At 37.9% G+C, this 21,207-nt stretch carries 22 protein-coding genes; 14 read left to right on the top strand and 8 right to left on the bottom strand.

All coding sequences use genetic code 11. The annotated features are described in order from the left end of the window. From ACJHV0_RS03865 to ACJHV0_RS03840, 6 genes are all read right to left on the bottom strand, one after another. The coding region (locus tag ACJHV0_RS03865; RefSeq protein WP_483133425.1) for a PfkB family carbohydrate kinase at positions 1-189 on the bottom strand (189 nt) is incomplete at its 3' end. Positions 190-215: 26 nt separating this feature from the next. Further along, on the bottom strand, positions 216-1,061 hold the full coding sequence (locus ACJHV0_RS03860; RefSeq protein ID WP_483133424.1) for an SDR family oxidoreductase: 846 nt from the start codon (positions 1,059-1,061) through the stop codon (positions 216-218). 11 nt (positions 1,062-1,072) lie between these two features. Beyond that, positions 1,073-2,344: a TRAP transporter large permease gene (locus ACJHV0_RS03855; protein WP_483133423.1), complete on the bottom strand. Its 1,272-nt coding sequence runs from the start codon at positions 2,342-2,344 to the stop codon at positions 1,073-1,075. 2 nt (positions 2,345-2,346) lie between these two features. Continuing rightward, positions 2,347-2,826 (bottom strand): TRAP transporter small permease, encoded by a 480-nt coding sequence (locus ACJHV0_RS03850; RefSeq protein WP_025236957.1) that lies wholly within the window; start codon positions 2,824-2,826, stop codon positions 2,347-2,349. A gap of 64 nt (positions 2,827-2,890) precedes the next feature. Next, positions 2,891-3,874, bottom strand: a complete 984-nt coding sequence (locus ACJHV0_RS03845; protein WP_483133422.1) for a TRAP transporter substrate-binding protein — start codon at positions 3,872-3,874, stop codon at positions 2,891-2,893. Positions 3,875-3,903: 29 nt separating this feature from the next. Continuing rightward, positions 3,904-4,929, bottom strand: coding sequence for a zinc-binding dehydrogenase (locus ACJHV0_RS03840; RefSeq protein ID WP_483133421.1), 1,026 nt, complete (start codon positions 4,927-4,929; stop codon positions 3,904-3,906). A 164-nt stretch (positions 4,930-5,093) separates the two neighbouring features. On the opposite strand from ACJHV0_RS03840, the gene ACJHV0_RS03835 reads away from it, so the two are divergent. From ACJHV0_RS03835 to ACJHV0_RS03775, 13 genes are all read left to right on the top strand, one after another. Then, positions 5,094-5,843 carry an FCD domain-containing protein gene (locus tag ACJHV0_RS03835; protein ID WP_025236954.1) on the top strand — a complete coding sequence of 250 codons (750 nt, stop codon included), beginning with the start codon at positions 5,094-5,096 and terminating at the stop codon, positions 5,841-5,843. A gap of 29 nt (positions 5,844-5,872) precedes the next feature. Then, positions 5,873-7,057: a mannonate dehydratase gene (uxuA, locus tag ACJHV0_RS03830; RefSeq protein ID WP_483133420.1), complete on the top strand. Its 1,185-nt coding sequence runs from the start codon at positions 5,873-5,875 to the stop codon at positions 7,055-7,057. A 60-nt stretch (positions 7,058-7,117) separates the two neighbouring features. After that, positions 7,118-8,002, top strand: coding sequence for a DMT family transporter (locus ACJHV0_RS03825; RefSeq protein ID WP_483133419.1), 885 nt, complete (start codon positions 7,118-7,120; stop codon positions 8,000-8,002). A gap of 131 nt (positions 8,003-8,133) precedes the next feature. Further along, positions 8,134-8,448, top strand: coding sequence for a ribosome silencing factor (gene rsfS / locus ACJHV0_RS03820; RefSeq protein WP_025247021.1), 315 nt, complete (start codon positions 8,134-8,136; stop codon positions 8,446-8,448). 90 nt (positions 8,449-8,538) lie between these two features. Next, complete coding sequence (gene rlmH, locus ACJHV0_RS03815; RefSeq protein ID WP_025216358.1) at positions 8,539-9,006, top strand: 23S rRNA (pseudouridine(1915)-N(3))-methyltransferase RlmH; 468 nt, start codon at positions 8,539-8,541, stop codon at positions 9,004-9,006. An 11-nt stretch (positions 9,007-9,017) separates the two neighbouring features. Next, a complete protein-coding gene (gene mrdA, locus ACJHV0_RS03810; protein WP_483133418.1) occupies positions 9,018-10,967 on the top strand; it encodes a penicillin-binding protein 2 in 1,950 nt (649 codons plus the stop codon). After that, positions 10,960-12,087: a rod shape-determining protein RodA gene (rodA, locus tag ACJHV0_RS03805; RefSeq protein WP_025236950.1), complete on the top strand. Its 1,128-nt coding sequence runs from the start codon at positions 10,960-10,962 to the stop codon at positions 12,085-12,087. Before mrdA ends, rodA begins: the two co-directional genes overlap by 8 nt. Before the next feature lie 106 nt (positions 12,088-12,193). Continuing rightward, positions 12,194-12,772 carry a septal ring lytic transglycosylase RlpA family protein gene (locus ACJHV0_RS03800; RefSeq protein ID WP_025236949.1) on the top strand — a complete coding sequence of 193 codons (579 nt, stop codon included), beginning with the start codon at positions 12,194-12,196 and terminating at the stop codon, positions 12,770-12,772. Positions 12,773-12,796: 24 nt separating this feature from the next. Next, positions 12,797-13,975, top strand: a complete 1,179-nt coding sequence (locus tag ACJHV0_RS03795; RefSeq protein ID WP_483133417.1) for a serine hydrolase — start codon at positions 12,797-12,799, stop codon at positions 13,973-13,975. 114 nt (positions 13,976-14,089) lie between these two features. After that, positions 14,090-14,386: a DUF493 family protein YbeD gene (gene ybeD / locus ACJHV0_RS03790; protein WP_025236947.1), complete on the top strand. Its 297-nt coding sequence runs from the start codon at positions 14,090-14,092 to the stop codon at positions 14,384-14,386. Between the two features lie 59 nt (positions 14,387-14,445). After that, positions 14,446-15,099: a lipoyl(octanoyl) transferase LipB gene (lipB, locus tag ACJHV0_RS03785; RefSeq protein WP_334235710.1), complete on the top strand. Its 654-nt coding sequence runs from the start codon at positions 14,446-14,448 to the stop codon at positions 15,097-15,099. 14 nt (positions 15,100-15,113) lie between these two features. Beyond that, positions 15,114-16,109, top strand: a complete 996-nt coding sequence (gene lipA / locus ACJHV0_RS03780; protein WP_025236945.1) for a lipoyl synthase — start codon at positions 15,114-15,116, stop codon at positions 16,107-16,109. A gap of 137 nt (positions 16,110-16,246) precedes the next feature. Further along, on the top strand, positions 16,247-17,983 hold the full coding sequence (locus ACJHV0_RS03775; RefSeq protein ID WP_483133416.1) for a P-loop NTPase fold protein: 1,737 nt from the start codon (positions 16,247-16,249) through the stop codon (positions 17,981-17,983). Positions 17,984-18,043: 60 nt separating this feature from the next. On the opposite strand, the gene modF is transcribed toward ACJHV0_RS03775, so the two are convergent. Both modF and fmt read right to left on the bottom strand, forming a co-directional pair. After that, the gene (gene modF / locus ACJHV0_RS03770; RefSeq protein ID WP_483133415.1) at positions 18,044-19,513 is read right to left on the bottom strand and encodes a molybdate ABC transporter ATP-binding protein ModF; all 1,470 of its coding nucleotides are present in this window, start codon (positions 19,511-19,513) and stop codon (positions 18,044-18,046) included. Positions 19,514-19,531: 18 nt separating this feature from the next. Continuing rightward, positions 19,532-20,482 (bottom strand): methionyl-tRNA formyltransferase, encoded by a 951-nt coding sequence (gene fmt, locus ACJHV0_RS03765; RefSeq protein ID WP_483133414.1) that lies wholly within the window; start codon positions 20,480-20,482, stop codon positions 19,532-19,534. 111 nt (positions 20,483-20,593) lie between these two features. On the opposite strand from fmt, the gene ACJHV0_RS03760 reads away from it, so the two are divergent. Then, positions 20,594-21,205 carry a YigZ family protein gene (locus ACJHV0_RS03760; protein WP_025236941.1) on the top strand — a complete coding sequence of 204 codons (612 nt, stop codon included), beginning with the start codon at positions 20,594-20,596 and terminating at the stop codon, positions 21,203-21,205. Positions 21,206-21,207: the final 2 nt, after the last annotated feature.

Raw genomic sequence — 21,207 nt, 5'->3', positions numbered from 1 at the left:
CATCCCTTGACTGAGTTTATCCGTACCTAAAGCGGAAATATAACGCACCTCAATCTGTTCGGGCGAACTCACCCGAGCCAGATAGGTAGCGGTGTTGAGTGAATCACCGCCGTAAGTTTGACGCATATTGCCAAAGGGTTCGCCGTTGAGCTCAATCATACATTCACCGATGATGGCGAGTTTGTTCATTGTTATCTCCTTTTTTGTGAAGCGAATTACACTCCACTATAAGCAGAAAATCCACCATCAACAGGTAATACAATACCACTGATGAAACTTGAATAATGATGATCCATTAAAAATAAAATTGCCCCAACTAACTCATCGGCTTCTCCAAAACGTCCCATTGGAGTGTTGGTTAAAATTTTATTGGCTCGAGTAGTTGGGTTACCCTCACTATCAAAGAGTAATCCTCGATTTTGATTACTGATTAAGAATCCCGGTGCAATCGCATTGCAACGAATACCCACTTTAGAGAAGTAAACTGCAAGCCATTGAGTAAAGTTACTGATAGCCGCTTTTGCACCGGAATAAGCAGGAATTTTGGTCAGTGGCGTATAGGCATTCATACTGGAAATGTTAATAATGTTTGCTCCTTCTTTACCAATCATATCTTTTGCAAATACTTGGGTAGGGAGTAGTGTGCCTAAGTAATTTAAGTTAAAAACAAACTCAATACCGCTTTTGTCCAATTCAAAGAATGATTTTGTATTTTCAGGTAAATTTACTTCGTGAAATTCATTATCGGTGGTCGCTTCCGGATTATTTCCACCTGCCCCATTGATTAAAATATCACAGGTTCCAAAGTCATCGGCAATGGCATCACGAGTGGTTTTAATACTTTCTAAATCTAAGATATTGGTTTGATAGGCTTTTGCTATATAGCCTTCTGCACAAATTTCTTTTGCAAATTTTTGTGCAGATGCAAAATTAATATCTAACAAGGCGACTTTTGCTCCTGTTTTGGCAATTTCTTTGGCAAAATAGGCACATAGAACACCACCTGCACCGGTTATAATAACTACTTTATTCTCAAAATGATGGTTTATAGCAATAGACATAATTCAATCTCCTAAGATAGCCAATTCATTGGTACAATAATGATTCCAGGGAATAGTGTTAGTAAGAGTAAGATAACAGCATAAACTAATAGGAATGGATAAATACCTTTTGTTAAACGAGCTATACCAATTTTTGCAATACCAGAACCGACATATAGGACCGTTCCGACTGGAGGTGTAATTAAACCAATAGATAGGTTAATGACCATCATAATACCGAAGTAGGCAATATCAATATTGTAGGCTCTGAGTAACGGTAACAAAACAGGTACAAAGATAAGCACAGCGGGGATTAAATCCATTACACAGCCAACGAGTAATAAGAAAAGCATAATGACAAACATTAATATCGTTGGGCTATCGGTAATGCCTTTGATGAACTCGACTAATTCCATTGGAATTTGTGCGACGGTTACGGCAAATGCAGAAATCATAGCTGCAGCTGCAACAAACATCACCATTGCGGTTGTTTTTATTGTGCCTAAGAATACATCTTGTATTTTATCTAAGGTTAGACCTTTTAATATCACACTAATAACTGCAGCATAAATGGCGGCAACAACACCTGCTTCAGTCGGGGTAAAAATGCCACCTCTTAATCCTATAATAATGATGACTGGAAGTAATAGCGGTAAAAATGCGGCTTTAAATGCAGCCCAGCGTTCCTGAGCAGTTTGTTTTGGTTCAACAGTTTGTTCTTCATTGCGATATAAATATTTCCACACCAACCATAAACCTATAACCATTAAGAAACCAGGAACCATACCTCCCATAAATAATTTGGTAATTGATGCGCCTGCGGTAATCCCGTAAACAATCATCGGAATGCTTGGTGGGATAACGACAGAAATAATACCTGCTGCACAAATTAACCCTGTAGAACGTGCAACATCATATTTTCTTGCTACCATCATTGGAATTAAAATCGCTCCAAGGGCGGCAGTATCTGCCACGGCAGAACCGGATAACCCTGCAAAAATTAATCCTGAAATGATAACAACGTATCCAAGACCACCTTTTATATGCCCAACCATACTCATTGCAAAATTGATGATTCGTTCAGATATACCACCATGTTTCATTATTTCGCCAGTTAGCATGAAAAAAGGTATGGCCATTAAAGGGAAATTATTTGTACCCATTACAAAGTTTTCTGTGATTAATTGGGCATCAAACATATCCATTTTCCATAACATAAAGCTAGCACTTAATAGCATTGATAGTGCAACAGGGACACCTAGAAAGAGAAAGAAAAATAAACTTCCTAAAAATAACCACAACATATTTATTTCTCCTCTTTAGAAAAAGCTAATCGAATCTGTTTCCACAGATTTGTAAATACAATTAAAAAGTAAGAAACTGCTGAAACTACCGCTGCTAAATATAGGAATGCTGATGAAATCTCGGTTGCAGGCATTTTTTGAGTGTATGTTAATAACATTAATTGATATGCACCGTAAGTGATAAAAGAGAGAGCAACTAATACCAAAATGTCAGCAAAGAAAAGAAAATACATTTGTGCTTTTGCAGGTAAAGCTGAAACAACAATATCCACAGTTAAATGACCTCTTTCCTTCGCAACTAAAATAATTCCCAGGAAGATCATATAAACAAAGCAAATACGAGCAAACTCTTCTGACCAAGCAATACCTGAATCAAAGAAATACCGTAAAACGGCATTAAAGAAGACAAGAATAATCATAGTAGATAGAGCTAGAATTGCGAGTGTTTTCAAGGTTCTATCTAAAGCTGTAGAAATTTTCATAAATTTCCCCTTTTATGTTTTTATAATGGCTACCTTATGTATGTAAGGTAGCCAAATAGAGCAACTATTTTGCAGTTTGGATTTTTGAAATTACATCTTTAGCCCAATCATATTTCTGATAGAAATTTTGATAAAGTGTTTCTGACGCTTTTAGCATGTCGGCTTTGAATGCGTCACTTGGGATGATTACTTCTTTACCGTTTTTATGGAAGAAGTCTTTGACATCTTGCTCCATTTTCATTGCCAATTCCCATTCTTTTTCTTGGTATAGTTTTGCTGCTTCCAGGAAAATAGCTTGGTCTTCTTTAGAGATCTTGTTCCAAGTTTTTAAACTAAGTTGTAATAAGCCCGGTGAGAAAATATGGTTAGATTCAATAATGTATTTTTGTACCTCATACAAACCAGAATCTTTAATTAACATATATGGATTTTCTTGACCATCAATTACTTTTTGTTCTAATGCAGTAAATACTTCACTTAATGGCATACTTTGAGGATTAATATTCATTGCTTTTGCCCAATCAACGAATAATGAATTTAATGGTACTCTTAGACGTAGCCCTTTAAAGTCATCAAATTTTTCTACTTTTTTATTGGAAGAAATAACACGGAAACCGTTCATACCATAAGCGAGTAGTTTGATTCCATATTGTTCCATTTTTTCACCAATTTCTTGAGCAATAGGTGACGCCAATACTTTTTTGGCTTCAGCATTATCTTTGAAAAGATACGGCCATTCCCAAACACCAAAAATAGGGTCTACATTTTGTAATAGTAATCCTGTAATACCGCCTTCAATAGTCCCATTACGTAATCCATTGACGATTTGGTCTTCACCACCTAATTGGTTATTTGGGAAGATTCTAATTTCATAACGTCCTTCCGTTTTATCTTCAATAGTTTTTTTAAAGTACTCTTGTAAGGCAACGTTTGAAGGATGAACATCAGAGTTGTAATGACCAATTTTAATGATGGTTTTTGCAAATGCAGAACCGGCAAACATAAGACTAGAAATTAATAAAGCTTTGGTTAATGTTTTGAGTTTCATAATTAGTACCTCATTTGGTTAATTAAGATTTAAAATACCGCTATGATTTTGAGATAATCATCAGGGTTATCTGAAAGCTCTTGTATATAGTAAGGAATCTCATCAAATTTAATTACCTTACTAATAATATCTTTTGGTTCAATTTTTCTCGATGCGAGAAGCTCTAATGCTTCTTCAAATTCCCCCTTACTTGTTCTTGCACCATAAATATCAAGCTCTTTAAATGTGATTAAATTTGTTGGTAGAGGTGTTTCGGTTTTTGGCCATCCAGTTAAAGCAATTCTGCCTGCAAAAGAGGTATATTTCAGGGTGTTTTGAACGGCGATATTAGCCCCTGATGCTTCAATAACAACTTCAGCCATTCTGCCGTTAGTAATGGATTTAAGTGCTTCAAGATCGTTTTCTTTTGTTGGGTTGATGGTGTGAGGAATGCCAATTAATTTCGCATATTCCAATCGTTTATCCAAAATATCGATCAGAATTGGTGTAGCACCATAAACCTTAGCGACTAATGCAGCCATTAAACCTATTGTTCCTGCACCAATAATAGCAACATGTTCACCTGCTTTTACTTTGGTTCTATGGATAGCATGTAAAGAAATGGTGAGAGGCTCTGCTAGAGCTAATTCGTGAATTGGTATATCAGGTGCTTTTATAATCATATTGGCTGGATGTCTGACAACTTCTTGCATTGCTCCATCAATATGTACACCTAATACTTTTAAAGTTTCGCAACAATTTGTTCTACCAATGGAACAAGGATAACAATCTCCACAGTAAATATATGGTTCTAAGATAACTTTATCGCCAACCTTGACATTGTCTGGCATTCCAAATCCTGCTTCAATGACAGTTCCAACGATTTCATGTCCTAATACTCTTGGGTAGGTAACTAAAGGATTTGTACCTCGGAATGCCCCTATATCAGAACCGCAAATCCCCATTCCATCGACTTTAATTAATACATCACTATCCTGCTTTATAGGGTAGGAAACAGAATGTATACCAACTTTATGTGGCTCTACTAGACAGATAGATTTAATAGGTGTATTCATAATTTTCTTCCTTTTTTAGATAAAGTAAGTCGACATTTAATAAGGTCGATGATATTTTATGTACACATATTAATACAAAAAAATAATATTGGTATTCCAAATTTGTATTTTTGTGAAGTTTGTCACAAAAATGATATTTTGGCATTCCAATTTTGTGGGGATTTATGCAAAATACTTCTAGAACGTATACCAAAATAGGAAAAATTCTCAAAGAAGAGATATCTCAAGGAAAATATAGAGTAGGAGATAAATTACCTACAGAGAGAGAAATTTCCGAACGGTTTGATGTGAGTAGAACCATTGTAAGGGAAGCAATGGTAATGCTTGAGGTTGAAAAGTTAATTGAGGTTAAAAAAGGCTCTGGTGTTTATGTCATAAAGGTACCTGAGCTAAATCAGGATGAGTCATCTGTTGAACTACGTGATGTTGGGCCATTCGAATTATTACAAGCTCGTCAATTATTGGAGAGTAGTATTGCGGAGTTTGCTGCTCAGCAAGCGACAAAACAAGATATTCAAGTATTAAGGAATATTTTGGAGCGTGAAAAGAAACTACTACTAGAAAAAATGGATGATTATAGTGCAGATAAAGAATTTCATCTTGCACTTGCCACGATTACTGGGAACGATGTATTAGTCCAACTGCAGGAACAACTATGGAAATATCGTTTTAATAGTGCAATGTGGACTCAATTACATACTAGGATATTACAACATGATCACCATCATTTGTGGGTTCAGGATCATGAGAATATTTTAAATGCGATACAAAGAAAAAATCCTGCATTAGCTCGTAGAGCTATGTGGCAACATTTAGAGAATGTCAAAACAAAACTGTTTGAATTATCTGATGTTGAAGACCCTAAATTTGATGGATATCTATTCAATGCCAATCCCGTTGTAGTAGGTATCTAGAACCGAAACTACAATTAGAGGAGTTTACTATGGAACAAGCATGGCGTTGGTATGGACCAAATGATCCAGTATCTTTAGATGATGTAAGACAAGCAGGTGCAACTGGGATCGTAACTGCATTACACCATATCCCAAATGGTCAAGTGTGGTCGATTGAGGAAATTAATAAACGTAAAGCTCAATTAGCCGAAAAAGGGCTTGTTTGGTCTGTAGTTGAAAGTGTGCCGGTTCACGAAGAAATCAAAACCCAAACAGGTAACTACCTACAATGGATTGAGAATTACAAGCAAACTTTACGTAACTTAGCAGAATGTGGTATTGATACAGTATGCTATAACTTTATGCCTGTTTTAGATTGGACCCGAACAGATCTTGACTATGAAATGCCGGATGGGTCTAAAGCATTACGTTTCGACCAAGTTGCCTTTGTAGCATTTGAACTCTATATTTTAAAACGCCCGGGGGCAGAAGAAACTTATTCAGAGAAAGAACGAGAAGAAGCGAAAGCCTATTTTGATAAGATGAGCGAAGCGGATATTGCCAAACTAACCAAAAATATTATTGCCGGTTTGCCGGGCTCGGAAGAGGGTTACACGTTGGAAGAATTCCAAGCTCAGCTTGATCGCTACAAAGGTATTTCAGCTGAGAAATTCCGTACTCACTTAGCCTATTTCTTAAATGAAATTGTGCCGGTGGCACAAGAAGTAGGTATTAGAATGGCTATTCACCCGGACGATCCACCTCGTCCAATTTTAGGTTTACCTCGTATTGTTTCAACTATTGAAGATATGCAATGGTTTGTCGAAACTCAACCGCTTGCAGCTAATGGTTTTACATTCTGTACTGGTTCTTACGGCGTATTGGCAGAAAATGATCTCGTGAAAATGGCAGAAACCTTTGCTGATCGAATTTATTTTGCTCACCTACGTGCGACTCAGCGTGAAGATAATCCACAAAGTTTCCACGAGGCGGACCATCTCACTGGTGATGTTGATATGTTTGCAGTAGTGAAGGCATTATTAACAGAAGAATATCGCCGTAAAGCAAATGGTGATAACCGCTTAATTCCAATGCGTCCTGACCACGGTCATCAAATGTTGGACGATCTCAAGAAAAAAACCAACCCAGGTTATTCTGCGATTGGTCGTTTAAGAGGTTTAGCGGAATTTCGTGGGTTAGAATTGGCGTTGAAAAGAGTATATTTTAACGATTAGATCGTTTTAATCTAACGGTTCTCTTTGAGTAAGAGAACCGTTTTTTATTAACATAAAAATATGTCTAAAAAATACTTCGGAGAAATCATCCTTTTCCTCGTAACTTTTATTGCGGCGTCAGGTTGGTTCTTTTCTAAAAATGCGTTATCTGGCTTTCCACCTATTGGATTTATGGGAGTTCGTTTCCTTTCGGCGGCATTGATTATGCTTCCATTTTCTTATAAACAGATAAAAACAATCAATAAAACGCAATTTAAATATTCGGTTATTACTGGTGGGACTTATGGTATTTATACTATTTTTTGGGTTTTAGGATTAGCATTTAGTACTGTTTTTGGTGAAGGGGCATTTTTAGTTAGTCTTGCAATGCTTATTGCTCCTTTATTGTCTTGGATTATCTTTAAACACACTCCAGCCAAAATATTTTGGATTGCTTTACCCATTGCCTTAGTCGGACTTTTTTGCCTTTCTATGGATAAAGGCATATTTCACTTTTCATTAGGCAGTTCTATCTTTCTACTTTCTTCATTATCAGGTGCTCTGTATTTTGTTTTGAATAACCAATATGCTAAACAAGTTAAATTATTGCCCTTAACAACGATTCAACTTGCAATGGTTGGGGTTATTTGCAGTATTTATTCTTTGATAATGGAAACTTGGACTTTCCCTATTCCAAATAGTGTCTGGATATGGTTTTTTGCCAGTGTGCTTATTTCAACCAATTTGCGTTTTTTATTACAAACCATCGGGCAAAAACATTGCCAGATTGCTACCTCATCGCTCATTATGTTACTTGAGCCTGTATGGACATTGTTACTTAGTATTGTGATTTTAGGTGAACAACTGAGTTCTATAAAATGGCTAGGTTGTAGCTTAATTTTAGGGGCGTTGATTATTTATCGCTTACCTGCTATTTGGACAAGAAGAAAATCGTTTACTAGATGAACCTCTCTCTTTAATAAAATATACAAGCGGTTGTTTTTGCAAAAAATCTTGCAAAAATGACCGCTTATTATCTTACATCTCCCCAATCTATGTTAAAATTCTCCGTTTTTATGATATGAGAGAGAAATAAAGTGGAACAAAATTTAGTCGAGTTTTTAACAAAAACCTTAGATGATTTAAAGGCGAAAGATATTTTAGCCATTGATGTGAAAGGTAAATCAAGCATTACCGATACAATGATTTTAGCCACAGGAACGTCAAGTCGCCACGTTGCTTCAACGGCGGATCGTTTGATTAGTGAAGCGAAACAGGCAGGCTTTGAAGTGTTTGGCGATGAAGGTAAAGCTGTGGCAGATTGGATTGTGGTGGATTTTGGGCAAGCGATAGTTCACTTGTTGCAAGAAGAGAGCCGCGAGATGTATCAATTAGAGAAACTTTGGGCGTAAGCCTGTTTTGATTAGCATTACAAGCGGTTGTTTTTATTTGATTTTTTTCAAATTAATCATTAATTTTGACCGCTTGTGAGTATCAGAAAAATGAAAATTCAATTAATTGCAGTTGGCACAAAAATGCCAGCCTGGGTAACAACGGGGTTTGAAGAGTATCAACGCCGCTTTCCGAAAGATATGCCGTTTGAGTTGATCGAAATCCCAGCGGGAAAGCGAGGCAAGAATGCTGATACTAAACGCATTTTAGAGCTTGAAGGCAAGGCGATGTTGGCAGCAGCAGGAAAGGCAAAAATTGTTACGTTAGATATTCCGGGTAAGCCCTGGACAACCGAGCAGTTAGCTACTCAACTAGAAGGCTGGAAAAACGATGGGCGAGATGTTGCTTTGCTAATTGGTGGTCCAGAAGGATTATCTCCTGAATGTAAAGCAGCGGCTGAGCAGAGTTGGTCGTTATCGCCTTTGACTTTGCCGCATCCATTAGTGCGTGTGGTGGTGGCAGAAAGTTTGTATCGGGCGTGGTCGGTAACCATTAATCACCCTTATCATCGAGAATAGTTGTTAGATATATGTTTGGTAAATTAGCAAAATTCACTTCATCAAATCAGCGAGAAAAGGTACGAGACGGGCAGGCAGAAAGTAATCTGTATGCCCGCCGTGCCTTAGTTGCGTTTGTGGGAGTACTTGCCTTAACTGGCGTGTTGTTAGCTAATCTGTACCATTTACAAGTGGTTAATTATGATGACTACCAAACACGTTCAAATGGTAACCGTATTAAATTATTGCCAGTGCCACCTGCCCGTGGGCTAATTTATGACCGTAATGGAAAAGTATTAGCGGAAAACTTGACCTATTTCGGACTGTTTATTGTGCCGGAAAAAACGGAGAATATCGAGCAGACCTTAGAAGAACTCAGAGAAGTGGTTGGGCTGACAGACGAAGATATCGAGAACTACAATAAAGAGAAAAAACGCACCTCTCGTTATACGCCGATTATGCTGAAAGGCAATTTGAATGAAACGCAGATGGCGCGTTTTGCTGTCAATCAGTACCGCTTTCCTAGTTTAGATGTGCAGGCGTACTACAAGCGTAATTATCCTTATGGAGAATTATTAACCCATATTATCGGTTATGTAGCGAAAATTAACGAAAATGATAAGAAAAAGCTGCAAGAAGAAGGGAAATTCGGTAATTATGCAGGTTCGCACGATATGGGAAAACTGGGTATCGAGAAATTCTACGAAGATCAATTACACGGTGTAACAGGTTTTGAGGAAGTAGAAATCAATAATCGTGGTAAGGTTATCCGTAAGCTGCGTGATCAACCCGGGGTTGCCGGCAGTAGCATTCGTTTAAGTATTGATGTGGAATTACAACAATATGTGATGTCGCTGATTTCTGAGCAAAAAGGGGCGGTTGTGGTGCTAGATCCGCGTGATAGTAGCATTTTGGCGATGGTGTCTAATCCAAGCTATGACAATAATTTATTTGTGGGCGGTATTTCAGGTAAGGATTATAAAGCGTTGCTTGATGATCCAAATAGACCGCTTTATAGCCGTGTAACTCAAGGGACTTATCCGCCGGCATCGACTATTAAAGCATTTATGGCAGTAGCCGGTTTGGAAGAAGGATTTATTACGCCGACAACGACTATTTCTGATCCCGGCTATTGGATTTTACCCGGCACAACGCAACGTTATCGAGACTGGAAGCGTAGTGGGCACGGTGCAACCAATGTGAATAAAGCGATTACCGAGTCATCCGATACCTTCTTCTATCAGTTAGCCTACAAAATGGGGATTGATAAAATGTCGGAATGGATGAAGAAATTCGGCTTTGGGGTAAAAACAGGAATCGATATTTTTGAGGAATCGGCGGGCGTAATGCCAACCCGTGAATGGAAGCAAAAACGTTATAAAAAGCAATGGGTTCAGGGTGATACTATTCCTGTTGGTATCGGGCAAGGTTATTGGATTTCAACACCGCTTCAGTTAGCGAAAGCAACGGCGATTTTAATCAATAACGGGCGAGTGAATACACCGCATTTAATGCTTGAAGTACAAAGTAGTAATTCAATTACGCCATATCAAGATCCGCTACTTTATGAGGATATTAAAGGCGTGCCGGATTCTTATTGGAATTTAGCAAAACTTGGAATGTATAACGTAAACCACGCGTCAAACGGCACCGCTCGTAAAGTATTCGCGAGTGCGTTTTATCATTCAGCGGGTAAAACGGGAACGGCTCAGGTGTTTAACTTGAACGGTAAAAATTACGATAAGAATGCAATTAAAAAAGAGCTGCATGACCACGCGTGGTATATCGGTTATGCTCCTTATGAAAATCCGACAATGGTGGTGGCATTAATTTTAGAAAATGCCGGTGGTGGCGGAAGTGCGGCAGCTCCTGTTGCTCGTCAAATTATGGATTATGTGCTAAGAAAAGGCGTTAGTGAACAACCTAATTTGCAAAATTCTGAGAAAAATCAACCGCTTGTAACAGAGGGCAATAATGAATAGTGGATTTAAAAAACTTTTTTGGAAGCTATTTTCGCTCGATCTTCTTTTATTAATCGGTTTATTAGCGATTACCGGCTATGGTTTACTGGTGCTGTATAGTGCAAGTGGCGGAAGTGAGAGAATGTTTACAAACCGAGTGATACAAGTTTCGCTCGGCTTAGGTTTGATGCTAGTAATGGCAATGTTTCCTCCTCGTTTTTACCAAAAAGTATCACCTTATTTGTATGTTTTTTGCTTGATATTACTGATCTTGGTGGACTTAGTGGGAGAAACCAGTAAAGGGGCACAACGCTGGTTAAATTTAGGGTTTGTTCGCTTTCAACCTTCTGAAATTGCTAAACTCGCCGTACCATTGATGGTTGCTACTTATTTAAGTAAGCGACCACTTCCACCAAGTTTTAAAGATACTTTTATCGCTCTGGCAATTATTATTGTGCCAACGTTATTGGTTGCGATTCAGCCCGATTTAGGGACATCTATTTTAGTTTGTTCGGCAGGGCTTTTTGTACTGTTTTTAGCTGGGCTAAGCTGGAAATTGATTGGTGCAGGCGTGGTGTTTTTGGCAGGCTTTATTCCGATAATGTGGTTTTTCTTGATGCACGATTACCAAAAAACACGGGTAATGACCTTAATCGATCCGGATAAAGACCCTCTGGGTGCAGGCTACCATATTATCCAATCTAAAATTGCGATAGGCTCCGGTGGTATTAATGGTAAAGGCTGGATGGAAGGCACGCAATCGCAATTGGAATTTTTGCCTGAACCGCACACCGATTTTATTTTTGCCGTTTTGAGTGAAGAACATGGTATGATAGGCATCTTGATTTTGCTGGCTATCTATTTGTTTATTATTGCCAGAGGCTTAATGATTGGCACAAAATCAGGTTCTGCCTTTGGGCGTATATTATCGGGTGGTACAGCCCTGTTGTTCTTTGTTTACGTTTTTGTAAATATTGGAATGGTAAGTGGTATTTTGCCCGTAGTCGGTGTACCATTACCACTCTTTAGCTATGGAGGAACATCTTATGTTACTCTTATGGCTGCATTTGGCTTGATGATGTCCACTTATGTGCATCGTAAACGTACAGGTAGTAACAACCCTTACGACAAGCTAAAATAAATAGGGTATCAACGCCCTGAACTTTTGCTTTTTTGCGGTATCAAAAAGCAGTGAAACTATCATCGTTACAAACAATAGCGACATCCACATAGAGGAAAAAACTTATATGAGATTAGGTAAAATTGTAACCCTGTTGTTAGCTGGATTTCTGACTTTTAGCTCATTAAATTCTTTTGCTGCGACAAAGGATTCAAAAGCTAAGTCGAGTATCTCAACAAAGAAGCAAACAGCTTCTAAAGCAACAAAAAAGACGGCAAAAATTGCCCAAAAAGTAACGGCTAAAGCTGTGAAAAAAGAGATAGCAACGATTAACAAACAATCGCCAAAGAATCTTCATAAACAGGTTATCAGCAAACATTTTCAAACAGGTGTGGCAAGTTATTACGCCAATAAATTTAATGGTCGCCGCACGGCAAATGGTGAAACCTTTAGTAATGCAAAATTGACAGCAGCCCACAGAACTTTGCCTTTTGGTACTTTGATTGAAGTAACTAATTTACGCAATGGGCGTTCAGTGGTTGTGAGAGTAAATGATAGAGGACCTTATGCTCACGCAAGAGTGCTTGATTTATCATCAGCGGCGGCTAAGCATATTGGTATGCATCATTCAGGTACAGCTAAGGTAAAAATTGCAGTAGTAAATAAAAATGCAAATGTAACAAAAGACCTTTATGCTCTGTATTAATTTAAGAGGAATTTAGACGAATTTATGAAAAAAACATTAGTGAAAGCCTTCAGTGTTGTTAGTCTTGCGGTACCAAGCATTGCTTACGCTGATTTAAATACCAACTTTAACCTACAAGCTCCACAAATTAATGCACAAACTTATATTTTGATGGATTACAACTCTGGAGAAGTATTAGTGAGCTTAAACCCTGACCAACGTCAATATCCGGCATCATTAACGAAAATGATGACTAGCTATGTGGTAGGCGAAGCATTAAAAGAAGGGAAAATCAGCAATAGCGATATGGTTACAGTTACGGAAAACTCTTGGGCACAAAAGTTTCCGGGTTCTTCATTAATGTTCTTAGATTTGAACACTAAAGTTTCTGTTGCAGATTTAATGAAAGGCTTGATTATCGTGTCAGGTAACGATGCATCTGTAGCTCTTGCGGAACACGTTTCCGGCTCTGAAGCCGCATTCATTAATGAAATGAACAAATATGTACAGCAATTCGGGTTGAAAAATACACATTTTACGACGGTGCACGGCTTAGATCACCCGGAGCAATATTCTTCAGCTCGTGATATGGCAATTATCGGAGCTCATATTATTCGCGATCACCCTGAAGAATACAAAATTCACGCAGAAAAAGAGTTTCAATATAACATCAAAAAACCACAACCAAACCGCAACGGCTTATTGTGGGATAAAACAATTCAAGTTGATGGTTTGAAAACAGGTCATACTGATAAAGCCGGTTATAACTTAGTAGCTTCAGCGGTTAATCCAAATACTCGCTTGATTTCTGTTGTAATGGGCGTGCCAACTTATAAAGGGCGTGAAGTTGAAAGTAAAAAATTACTCCAATGGGGTTTTGCCAATTTTGAGACTATCAAATCACTTCCAGCGGCACAATCTGTTGCAGAGCAAAGTGTTTATTATGGTGAAGTAAACAAAGTGCAGTTAGGTTCGGTACAAGATAGTTTTGTAACCATTCCAAAGGGCAGAGCGGCAGACTTAAAAGCTCGTTATGAGTTAGAGAAGAAAAACCTTGAAGCTCCTTTAGTAAAAGGGCAAGTAGTCGGTAAAATGATTTACCAATTAGATGGTAAAGATGTGGCAAGCACTAACTTACAAGCACTACAAGATGTTCCGGAAGCCGGTATTTTTGGCAAAGCGTGGGATTGGATCGCTTTAACTGTGAAGAGCTTATTTGATTAATCTTGTAATTAAAAATTTCATCCCCATTTAGTGTCGTACAAAATCAAGCGGTGTGATTTTGCAAAAAATTTGCAAAATTTCATCGCTTACCGTTTACAAAATAAGGATAAAAAAATGCAATCAAAAGCCGTGAATTTACAAGACTTACCACAAGCAAAATTAAAAGATTTATTAGAGTTTCCGTGCAATTTCACTTTTAAAGTAGTGGGAGCAAACCGTGCAGATTTAGTTGATGATGTAGTGGTGGTTACTCAAAAATATGCCAAAGGCGATTACAACCCTCGTGAACAAAAAAGCTCTAAAGGAACATATAACTCTGTTTCTATTGATATCATTGCGGAAAATATCGAACAGGTAGAAACGCTCTATACGGAACTCGCTAAAATTAACGGCGTAAGAATGGTGTTATAAGTAAAGGCGAATTGTATTCGCCCTCAATTTTTCAATAACGTTACGTTGGAAAATAGAAAATGAAATTGATTATTCGCCAACTTGGCATTCAACCTTATGAAGACATTTGGCATCAAATGCAAGCCTTCACAGATGGGCGTAATGAGAACACGCTTGATGAAGTCTGGCTGGTTCAGCACCCTGCTGTGTTTACACAAGGTTCGGCAGGTAAACCTGAACATCTGCTGAATTCAACTAATATTCCTGTGGTGCAAAGTGATCGTGGAGGGCAAATTACTTATCACGGCGAAGGGCAGCAGATTATGTATGTGCTGATTGATATCAAGCGACTGAAATCTCAAGGTAGAGAGGTATCGGTTCGAGATTTAGTTACAGCACTGGAGCAAACGGTCGTGAAAACGCTTGCTGATTATGGCATTGAGAGCTATCCAAAAGCTGACGCACCGGGTGTTTATGTGAATGAGAAAAAAATCTGCTCGCTTGGTTTACGCATTCGTAAAGGTTGCTCTTTTCACGGCTTGGCTCTCAATATTAATATGGATTTAACGCCTTTTAGAAACATTAATCCTTGCGGTTACGCAGGGCTTGAAATGTGCCAATTGAGTGAGCTAATCAACCACAAGGATTTAACTTGTGAAGAGGTTTCTCCCAAATTAGTCGCCCACTTTAGTGCGATTTTGGGCTATAATGACATACAATTTATTAACAACTAGGATATAAAATTTTAATGGTTACGGCTACAGCTCAAGTTACGGCAAAAAAAATGAGCCCTTTTAAAATGGAAAAAGGGGTGAAATATCGTGATGCCGCTAAAACCTCCGTTATTCAAGTCAGAAATATTGATCCAGACCAAGAATTACTCAAAAAACCGGAGTGGATGAAAATCAAACTGCCGGCAAACTCGGCAAAAATTGATAGCATCAAAAACGGTATGCGTAGGCACGGATTGCACTCGGTGTGTGAAGAGGCTTCTTGTCCAAACTTACACGAATGTTTTAATCACGGGACGGCAACCTTTATGATTATGGGGGCAATTTGTACCCGTCGCTGCCCATTCTGTGATGTGGCACACGGAAAGCCACTCCCACTTGATCCTGATGAACCACGCAAAGTGGCAGAAACTGTGCAGGATATGAAACTCAAATATGTGGTGATTACCTCGGTGGATCGTGATGATTTGCCGGATCGTGGTGCGGCTCATTTCTCGGCAACGGTACGTGAAATCAAAGCGTTAAATCCAAACTGCAAAGTGGAAATTTTAGTACCAGACTTCCGTGGACGTGTAGAACAAGCGGTCGAAATTCTGAAGCAAAATCCGCCGGATGTGTTCAACCACAACTTGGAAAATGTACCACGCTTATACCGCGAAGTTCGTCCAGGAGCAGATTATAAATGGTCGTTAGAGTTGCTGAAAATCTTCAAACAAGAGTTTCCTGATATCCCAACCAAATCAGGTTTAATGGTGGGACTTGGCGAAACCAACGAAGAAATTTTAGAAGTAATGCAAGATTTACGCGACCACGGTGTAACAATGCTGACCATCGGTCAATATCTACAACCGAGCCGCCACCACCTCAAAGTGGAACGTTACGTTCCGCCGGCAGAGTTTGATATGTTCCGTGAGGAAGCCGAAAAAATGGGCTTTGAACACGCAGCGTGCGGGCCATTTGTCCGCTCTTCCTACCACGCCGATTTACAGGCGAAAGGTGAAGTGGTGAAGTAAATTGTAGGGGCGAATAATTATTCGCCCTTTATTTTTGTAAAGTTTTAGAAAATAATCTTTTGAATAATATAGAGATAATATCATTTTTTAAGAGTATATTATTCAAATTAACAAAAATCACTAAAGGAAAATAGATTATGAATACACATATAACTGAGTATTTAGATTTATATCTTCAGAGGGAAAATACTCAATATGCGACATTACTAATTGGTAATTGGGGGTGTGGTAAGACTTATTTTATTAAGGATTATATAAATCAAAAAGAGAGAAAAGATAAAGATATATATAAATTTATTTATATAAGTTTGTTTGGACTTAAATCTATTTCAAGTGTAAATTCCGCTATATTTGAAAGTTTACATCCTATTCTTGGTAGTAAGCCTGTAAAGTTTTTAGGTGGGGTTTTACAACATGCAGTTAAGGTTGGGTTTAGAGTTGATATATTTGGAGATGAAAAAGATAAAGAAAGTACAATAAATTTTGATTTTAGTAAAATAAATCCATTAGAAAATAGAGATTATAAAGAGTTGGTATTTGTTTTTGACGATCTAGAAAGAACTGGAATCCCTCTTACTGAGATACTTGGGTTTATTAATTTATTATGCGAACAATCAAATTCAAAAGTAATTGTAGTTTCAAATGAAAAAGAAATTAGTGAAGATAAAATTTATAATAAGTTTAAAGAAAAGTTAGTTGGTAAGACTCTAGTTGTAGAAAATAATGAAAGGGATTTTTGGATAAAATATAAAAATAAATATCATGATAAAATAAATGATGATAGATTGGATGTTGTTAAGGAGGTTTTTAAAAAATTTGGAGATGGGAATTTCAGGATTTTAGAAAAAACAACAGAAGATTATCTTGATTTTATAAGAGGGATTTCTTCTAATTTTCTAGAAAATAGTTCATTTGATAACTGGCTAATAAAGGATTTTTTCTCTTTGTCATTGAAGTTTAGACAATTAAATAATTTTGATGATGTTATAACATATATGGAAAAAAGAAATTATTATAAGCATGCAATGTTTGATAATAAAGAGTGGGAGGATATTATTACTGGATTCTATCAAAATTATGAAAGGCTAAATGAAAAAATTTCAACTTTTCCTATATTCAAGATAGAGGAGAATGCTTCTTGGAAAAATTTATGGCGTTATCTGGCATTAACTAATAATGAGTTCCAAGAAAATATGGAAGATATGCTAAAGCGATTCAAGAATTATGAGTATAATGATATAGGTGTTTTAGTTCACGTTATTAATCTAATTGTTCTTTTTATTGACCAAAAACTTTGTAATATTATAGATATCGATGAAATTAAGCAAATTGTTGGTGAGTATATAGCCAAAAATATGGATAATCCAGCTTGGGCTGATAGTATGATGGTTAGATTTAATGGAACTGGTTTGGGATATGTTAATGAAAATGATCCTGATGTAAAAGAAATAGTAGATCAGATATATGATGGGATTGATAAAATAAAACAACATCAAAAAATCGTGAAAGCAGAAAACTATTTTGATCAGGCATTAGAGAATATTAAAATTGGAGATTGGAGAAGTCTAGCTGGGCTTTATGAATGGTTTGAAAATACTACCTTTTTAGGTGAGGTTGATATATCTAAATATAGAAATATATTAGAAAATGGATTCTATGCATATAATTTTTGTAATTATTTAGAATATCGATATGATAAAAAACAATATGATTTCTTTGAGAAGGAAAGGATTTTTTTAAATGGAATAAAGATTTATATAGGTAATAACCTTAATTCTACTGAATTTGATGATTTCGAAAAGATGAAATTTAGGGAAGCTATAAGAATTTTAGATGAAATTTATTCTAAAAATGAGAAGAAATCTAAAGTATAGGCTATAAAATACTCCTAATAATTTAAAAATTGAGGAGTAGGGTAGGCTTTAAATCTACCCTTATCTGTTTAATTGCCGATATTCGTACCCCGATTCATTCGTTTCCCCTTTCGCCACAAACTCAAACAAATGCGTAATGCAGTTTGGGGCATCACTGTCTTGGTGAGACACAAATAAAAGCTGGGTTTGGCTGTTATTGACGAGCTGTTCGATAAACTGTTTCACCAGTTTGCGGTTAATGCCGTCCAAGCCTTGTAGCGGTTCGTCCAAAATCAAAATCGGCGGGTGTTTGACCATTGCTCGGGTAATCAAAAGTAAGCGTTGTTGCCCCCACGAAAGTGAACGGAACGGTTTTTTCGCCACGTTCGCTAAATTCAGCCGTTCCAGCCACTCCATTGCTTTGAGCTGTAAGCTGTTTGGGATCTGCTGATAAACCCCGATACTGTCAAAAAAGCCGGAAATAATCACATCAATTGCTGCACAATTTACCCGATAATCCATATGTAATTGGCTGCTGACATAGCCGATATTTTTCTTAATATCCCAAATAGTTTCGCCGCTGCCTCGTTGGCGACCGAATAGGAGGACTTTGTTGGCGTAAGCTTGTGGGTGATCGCCGGTGATAATTGACAGCAAGGTTGATTTGCCTGCCCCATTTGGTCCTTTAATCCACCAATGTTGTTTAGGGTGAACTGTCCAGCTGAGATTATCTAAAATCTTCTTTTCTCCATATTGGATATTCACATTTTCCAGCTCAAACGGATTGATATTTTCAGGTAGAGAAGTAAGTGGAGCAGCACTTTCCGGTAGTGGTACATTTACATTTTCTTCTGCAAATTTTAGCTGAGAATAGACCGCTTGTTGTTCGATTTCTGCTCGATGACCTTGCAAAATCAGTGATAAGTTATCTAACAAGGCAATATGATCAGCGGCATCAGGAATGTCATTGAAACGGTTGACAATCAGGACCAACGCCATTTTTGAGGGAAGTTCGGAAACTAATTGCGTCCAATACCTTACAGATTGCTGATCTAAGCCTTCAAATGGTTCATCTAAAATCAGTAAATCAGGCTCACTGACTAACATTTGGCAAAATAGCACTTTACGGCTTTCGCCTGTGGAGAGATGAATAAAAGGGCGATCCAGTAAGTGCTGAATATGCAGTTTTGCTGCATATTCCTCACATAATGCGGTTTTAGAGCTACCGTTTAAAATCACTTGGCGTGCGGTTAAGCCGAAGTCATCGGGGGAGATAGTATCGTTGTTACGATCTTTGAAAATCTGCTCAATAATTTTTTGTTGTTGCTCGAAAGAGAGTAGCTGAATATTTTGAAAGCGGTTTTCATATTGCCCTGAATATAGCGAGAGTTTGCCTTGTAAGGCAAGAGAAAAAGCTGTTTTGCCCGAGCCGTTGCCGCCTACAATTACCCAAAAGGTATTTGGTTGAATAGTGAGTTCATCAATGGTTAGCTTTTGATGTTCAGCAAGCGAAAATTGAGCATCTTTAATGGTTAAATGTTGTGAGTGCATATTTATTTTTCTCTGAAATTAAAGTTGTTCGCCTACTTTAAACCAATCCGCTCTACCATTGAGGAAATCTTGCACCAACATTGGTTTTTTGCCTGCGGGTTGAAGTTGAGTGATATTCAACACACCCTCTTGAGTTGCAATTTGAATGCCTGTTTTATCTACACTTAAGATTGTGCCAGTGGGCTTGTTTTGATGAGGTAAGACAGTTGCTTGGTAAACTTTAATGCTTTGTTCAATTCCTTCCACCTCTAACGTTAAAAAACTAATAGGCCACGGGTTGAAGGCTCGAATATTACGCTCTAGCTGTATAGCAGATAAATTCCAATCCAATTTTGCTTCTTCTTTAGAAAGTTTCTCCGCATAGTTAGATTGGCTTTCGTCTTGCTTTTGTGCTTTGAATGTCTGACTTTCTAAGCCATTTAATACCTCAAGTAACGCAGGAGGAGCAAGCTCGGCAAGTTTGGCGTAAAGTGAGGCGGAGGTTTCATTAGGCTCAATCGGTGTTGTTACTTTATGTAGCATATCGCCAGTGTCTAAGCCAATGTCCATTTGCATAATGGTTACACCTGTTTCAGTATCCCCCGCCCAGATAGCACGCTGAATTGGAGCTGCTCCACGCCAACGTGGCAAGAGTGAGCCGTGAACATTTAAGCAACCATATTTAGGGGCATTCAATACCGCTTCAGGCAATATTAAACCGTAAGCGACTACCACCATTACATCCGCATTTAAGGCTTTAAGTTCTGCTTGAGCTTCTTCTTTACGGAGCGATTTCGGTTGAAAAACAGGAATGTTATGAGCTTCAGCAAGCTGTTTTACCGGGCTTGCTTGTAATTTTTTGCCTCGTCCAGCCGGTTTATCCGGTTGGGTGTAAACGGCAATCACGTTATGTTCGGAATTTAATAAAGCTTGTAAATGTTGAGCGGCAAAATCAGGCGTGCCGGCAAAGATAATATTGAGTTTTGACATAGTGTATTTGTTCAGTTATCAATGAAAGGGTTATTAAACCACTAAACAGCACAAATAAAAAGTGGCTTTAATGTGGTATTATTACAAGGTTAAAATTAAGAGATGCAAACAATGGAATTTTTTATCCCCAAAGCGGATACAATTTTTGAAGAAGAGATTAAAAAAAGCCGTTTTATTACCTATCTCCGCCATACAGAAGGAATGGAGCAGGCAAAGGCATTTTGGCAGGAGCTGAAAATGCAGCATCCACATGCTCGTCATTGGTGTTGGGCAACGGTTGCCGGCACGCCGAATGATTCCCAACAATACGGCTTTTCTGATGATGGCGAACCTTCAGGCACGGCAGGTAAGCCTATGCTCAATTACTTATTGGGCTCAGGCTTGGGCGAAATTACTGCCGTTGTAGTGCGATATTACGGAGGCATTCAGCTTGGCACAGGTGGGTTGGTAAAAGCTTATGGTAATGGCGTTCAGCAGGCATTATTGCAGCTAGAGCGAGTTCGCAAAGTTTTGCGAAAAAACTACCGCTTGCAGTGTGAATATGAGCAGTTTAATACCATTTCGCATCTAATTAGCGGACGAGATATTGATATTATAGAGCAACATTTTGGGGAGAAAGTGGATTTATTGCTCGCTTTTAACCCGATAGACTTTGAGCCATTTTCTGATGAGCTTACCCAGCGTTTTTCGGGCAAACTGACTTTAATTAAAGAAGATATCTAATT

It is taken from the genome of Mannheimia sp., from assembly GCF_056854775.1.
The sequence above is the reverse complement of the archived record's forward strand: the minus strand, read 5'-3'. Positions and strand labels throughout refer to the sequence as shown.

Coding starts and splice junctions, on each gene's coding strand:
- ACJHV0_RS03860 (WP_483133424.1), bottom strand. CDS start 1,061: ATGTCTATTGCTATAAACCATCATTTTGAGAATAAAGTAGTTATTATA.
- ACJHV0_RS03855 (WP_483133423.1), bottom strand. CDS start 2,344: ATGTTGTGGTTATTTTTAGGAAGTTTATTTTTCTTTCTCTTTCTAGGT.
- ACJHV0_RS03850 (WP_025236957.1), bottom strand. CDS start 2,826: ATGAAAATTTCTACAGCTTTAGATAGAACCTTGAAAACACTCGCAATT.
- ACJHV0_RS03845 (WP_483133422.1), bottom strand. CDS start 3,874: ATGAAACTCAAAACATTAACCAAAGCTTTATTAATTTCTAGTCTTATG.
- ACJHV0_RS03840 (WP_483133421.1), bottom strand. CDS start 4,929: ATGAATACACCTATTAAATCTATCTGTCTAGTAGAGCCACATAAAGTT.
- ACJHV0_RS03835 (WP_025236954.1), top strand. CDS start 5,094: ATGCAAAATACTTCTAGAACGTATACCAAAATAGGAAAAATTCTCAAA.
- uxuA (WP_483133420.1), top strand. CDS start 5,873: ATGGAACAAGCATGGCGTTGGTATGGACCAAATGATCCAGTATCTTTA.
- ACJHV0_RS03825 (WP_483133419.1), top strand. CDS start 7,118: ATGTCTAAAAAATACTTCGGAGAAATCATCCTTTTCCTCGTAACTTTT.
- rlmH (WP_025216358.1), top strand. CDS start 8,539: ATGAAAATTCAATTAATTGCAGTTGGCACAAAAATGCCAGCCTGGGTA.
- mrdA (WP_483133418.1), top strand. CDS start 9,018: ATGTTTGGTAAATTAGCAAAATTCACTTCATCAAATCAGCGAGAAAAG.
- rodA (WP_025236950.1), top strand. CDS start 10,960: ATGAATAGTGGATTTAAAAAACTTTTTTGGAAGCTATTTTCGCTCGAT.
- ACJHV0_RS03800 (WP_025236949.1), top strand. CDS start 12,194: ATGAGATTAGGTAAAATTGTAACCCTGTTGTTAGCTGGATTTCTGACT.
- ACJHV0_RS03795 (WP_483133417.1), top strand. CDS start 12,797: ATGAAAAAAACATTAGTGAAAGCCTTCAGTGTTGTTAGTCTTGCGGTA.
- ybeD (WP_025236947.1), top strand. CDS start 14,090: ATGCAATCAAAAGCCGTGAATTTACAAGACTTACCACAAGCAAAATTA.
- lipB (WP_334235710.1), top strand. CDS start 14,446: ATGAAATTGATTATTCGCCAACTTGGCATTCAACCTTATGAAGACATT.
- lipA (WP_025236945.1), top strand. CDS start 15,114: ATGGTTACGGCTACAGCTCAAGTTACGGCAAAAAAAATGAGCCCTTTT.
- ACJHV0_RS03775 (WP_483133416.1), top strand. CDS start 16,247: ATGAATACACATATAACTGAGTATTTAGATTTATATCTTCAGAGGGAA.
- modF (WP_483133415.1), bottom strand. CDS start 19,513: ATGCACTCACAACATTTAACCATTAAAGATGCTCAATTTTCGCTTGCT.
- fmt (WP_483133414.1), bottom strand. CDS start 20,482: ATGTCAAAACTCAATATTATCTTTGCCGGCACGCCTGATTTTGCCGCT.
- ACJHV0_RS03760 (WP_025236941.1), top strand. CDS start 20,594: ATGGAATTTTTTATCCCCAAAGCGGATACAATTTTTGAAGAAGAGATT.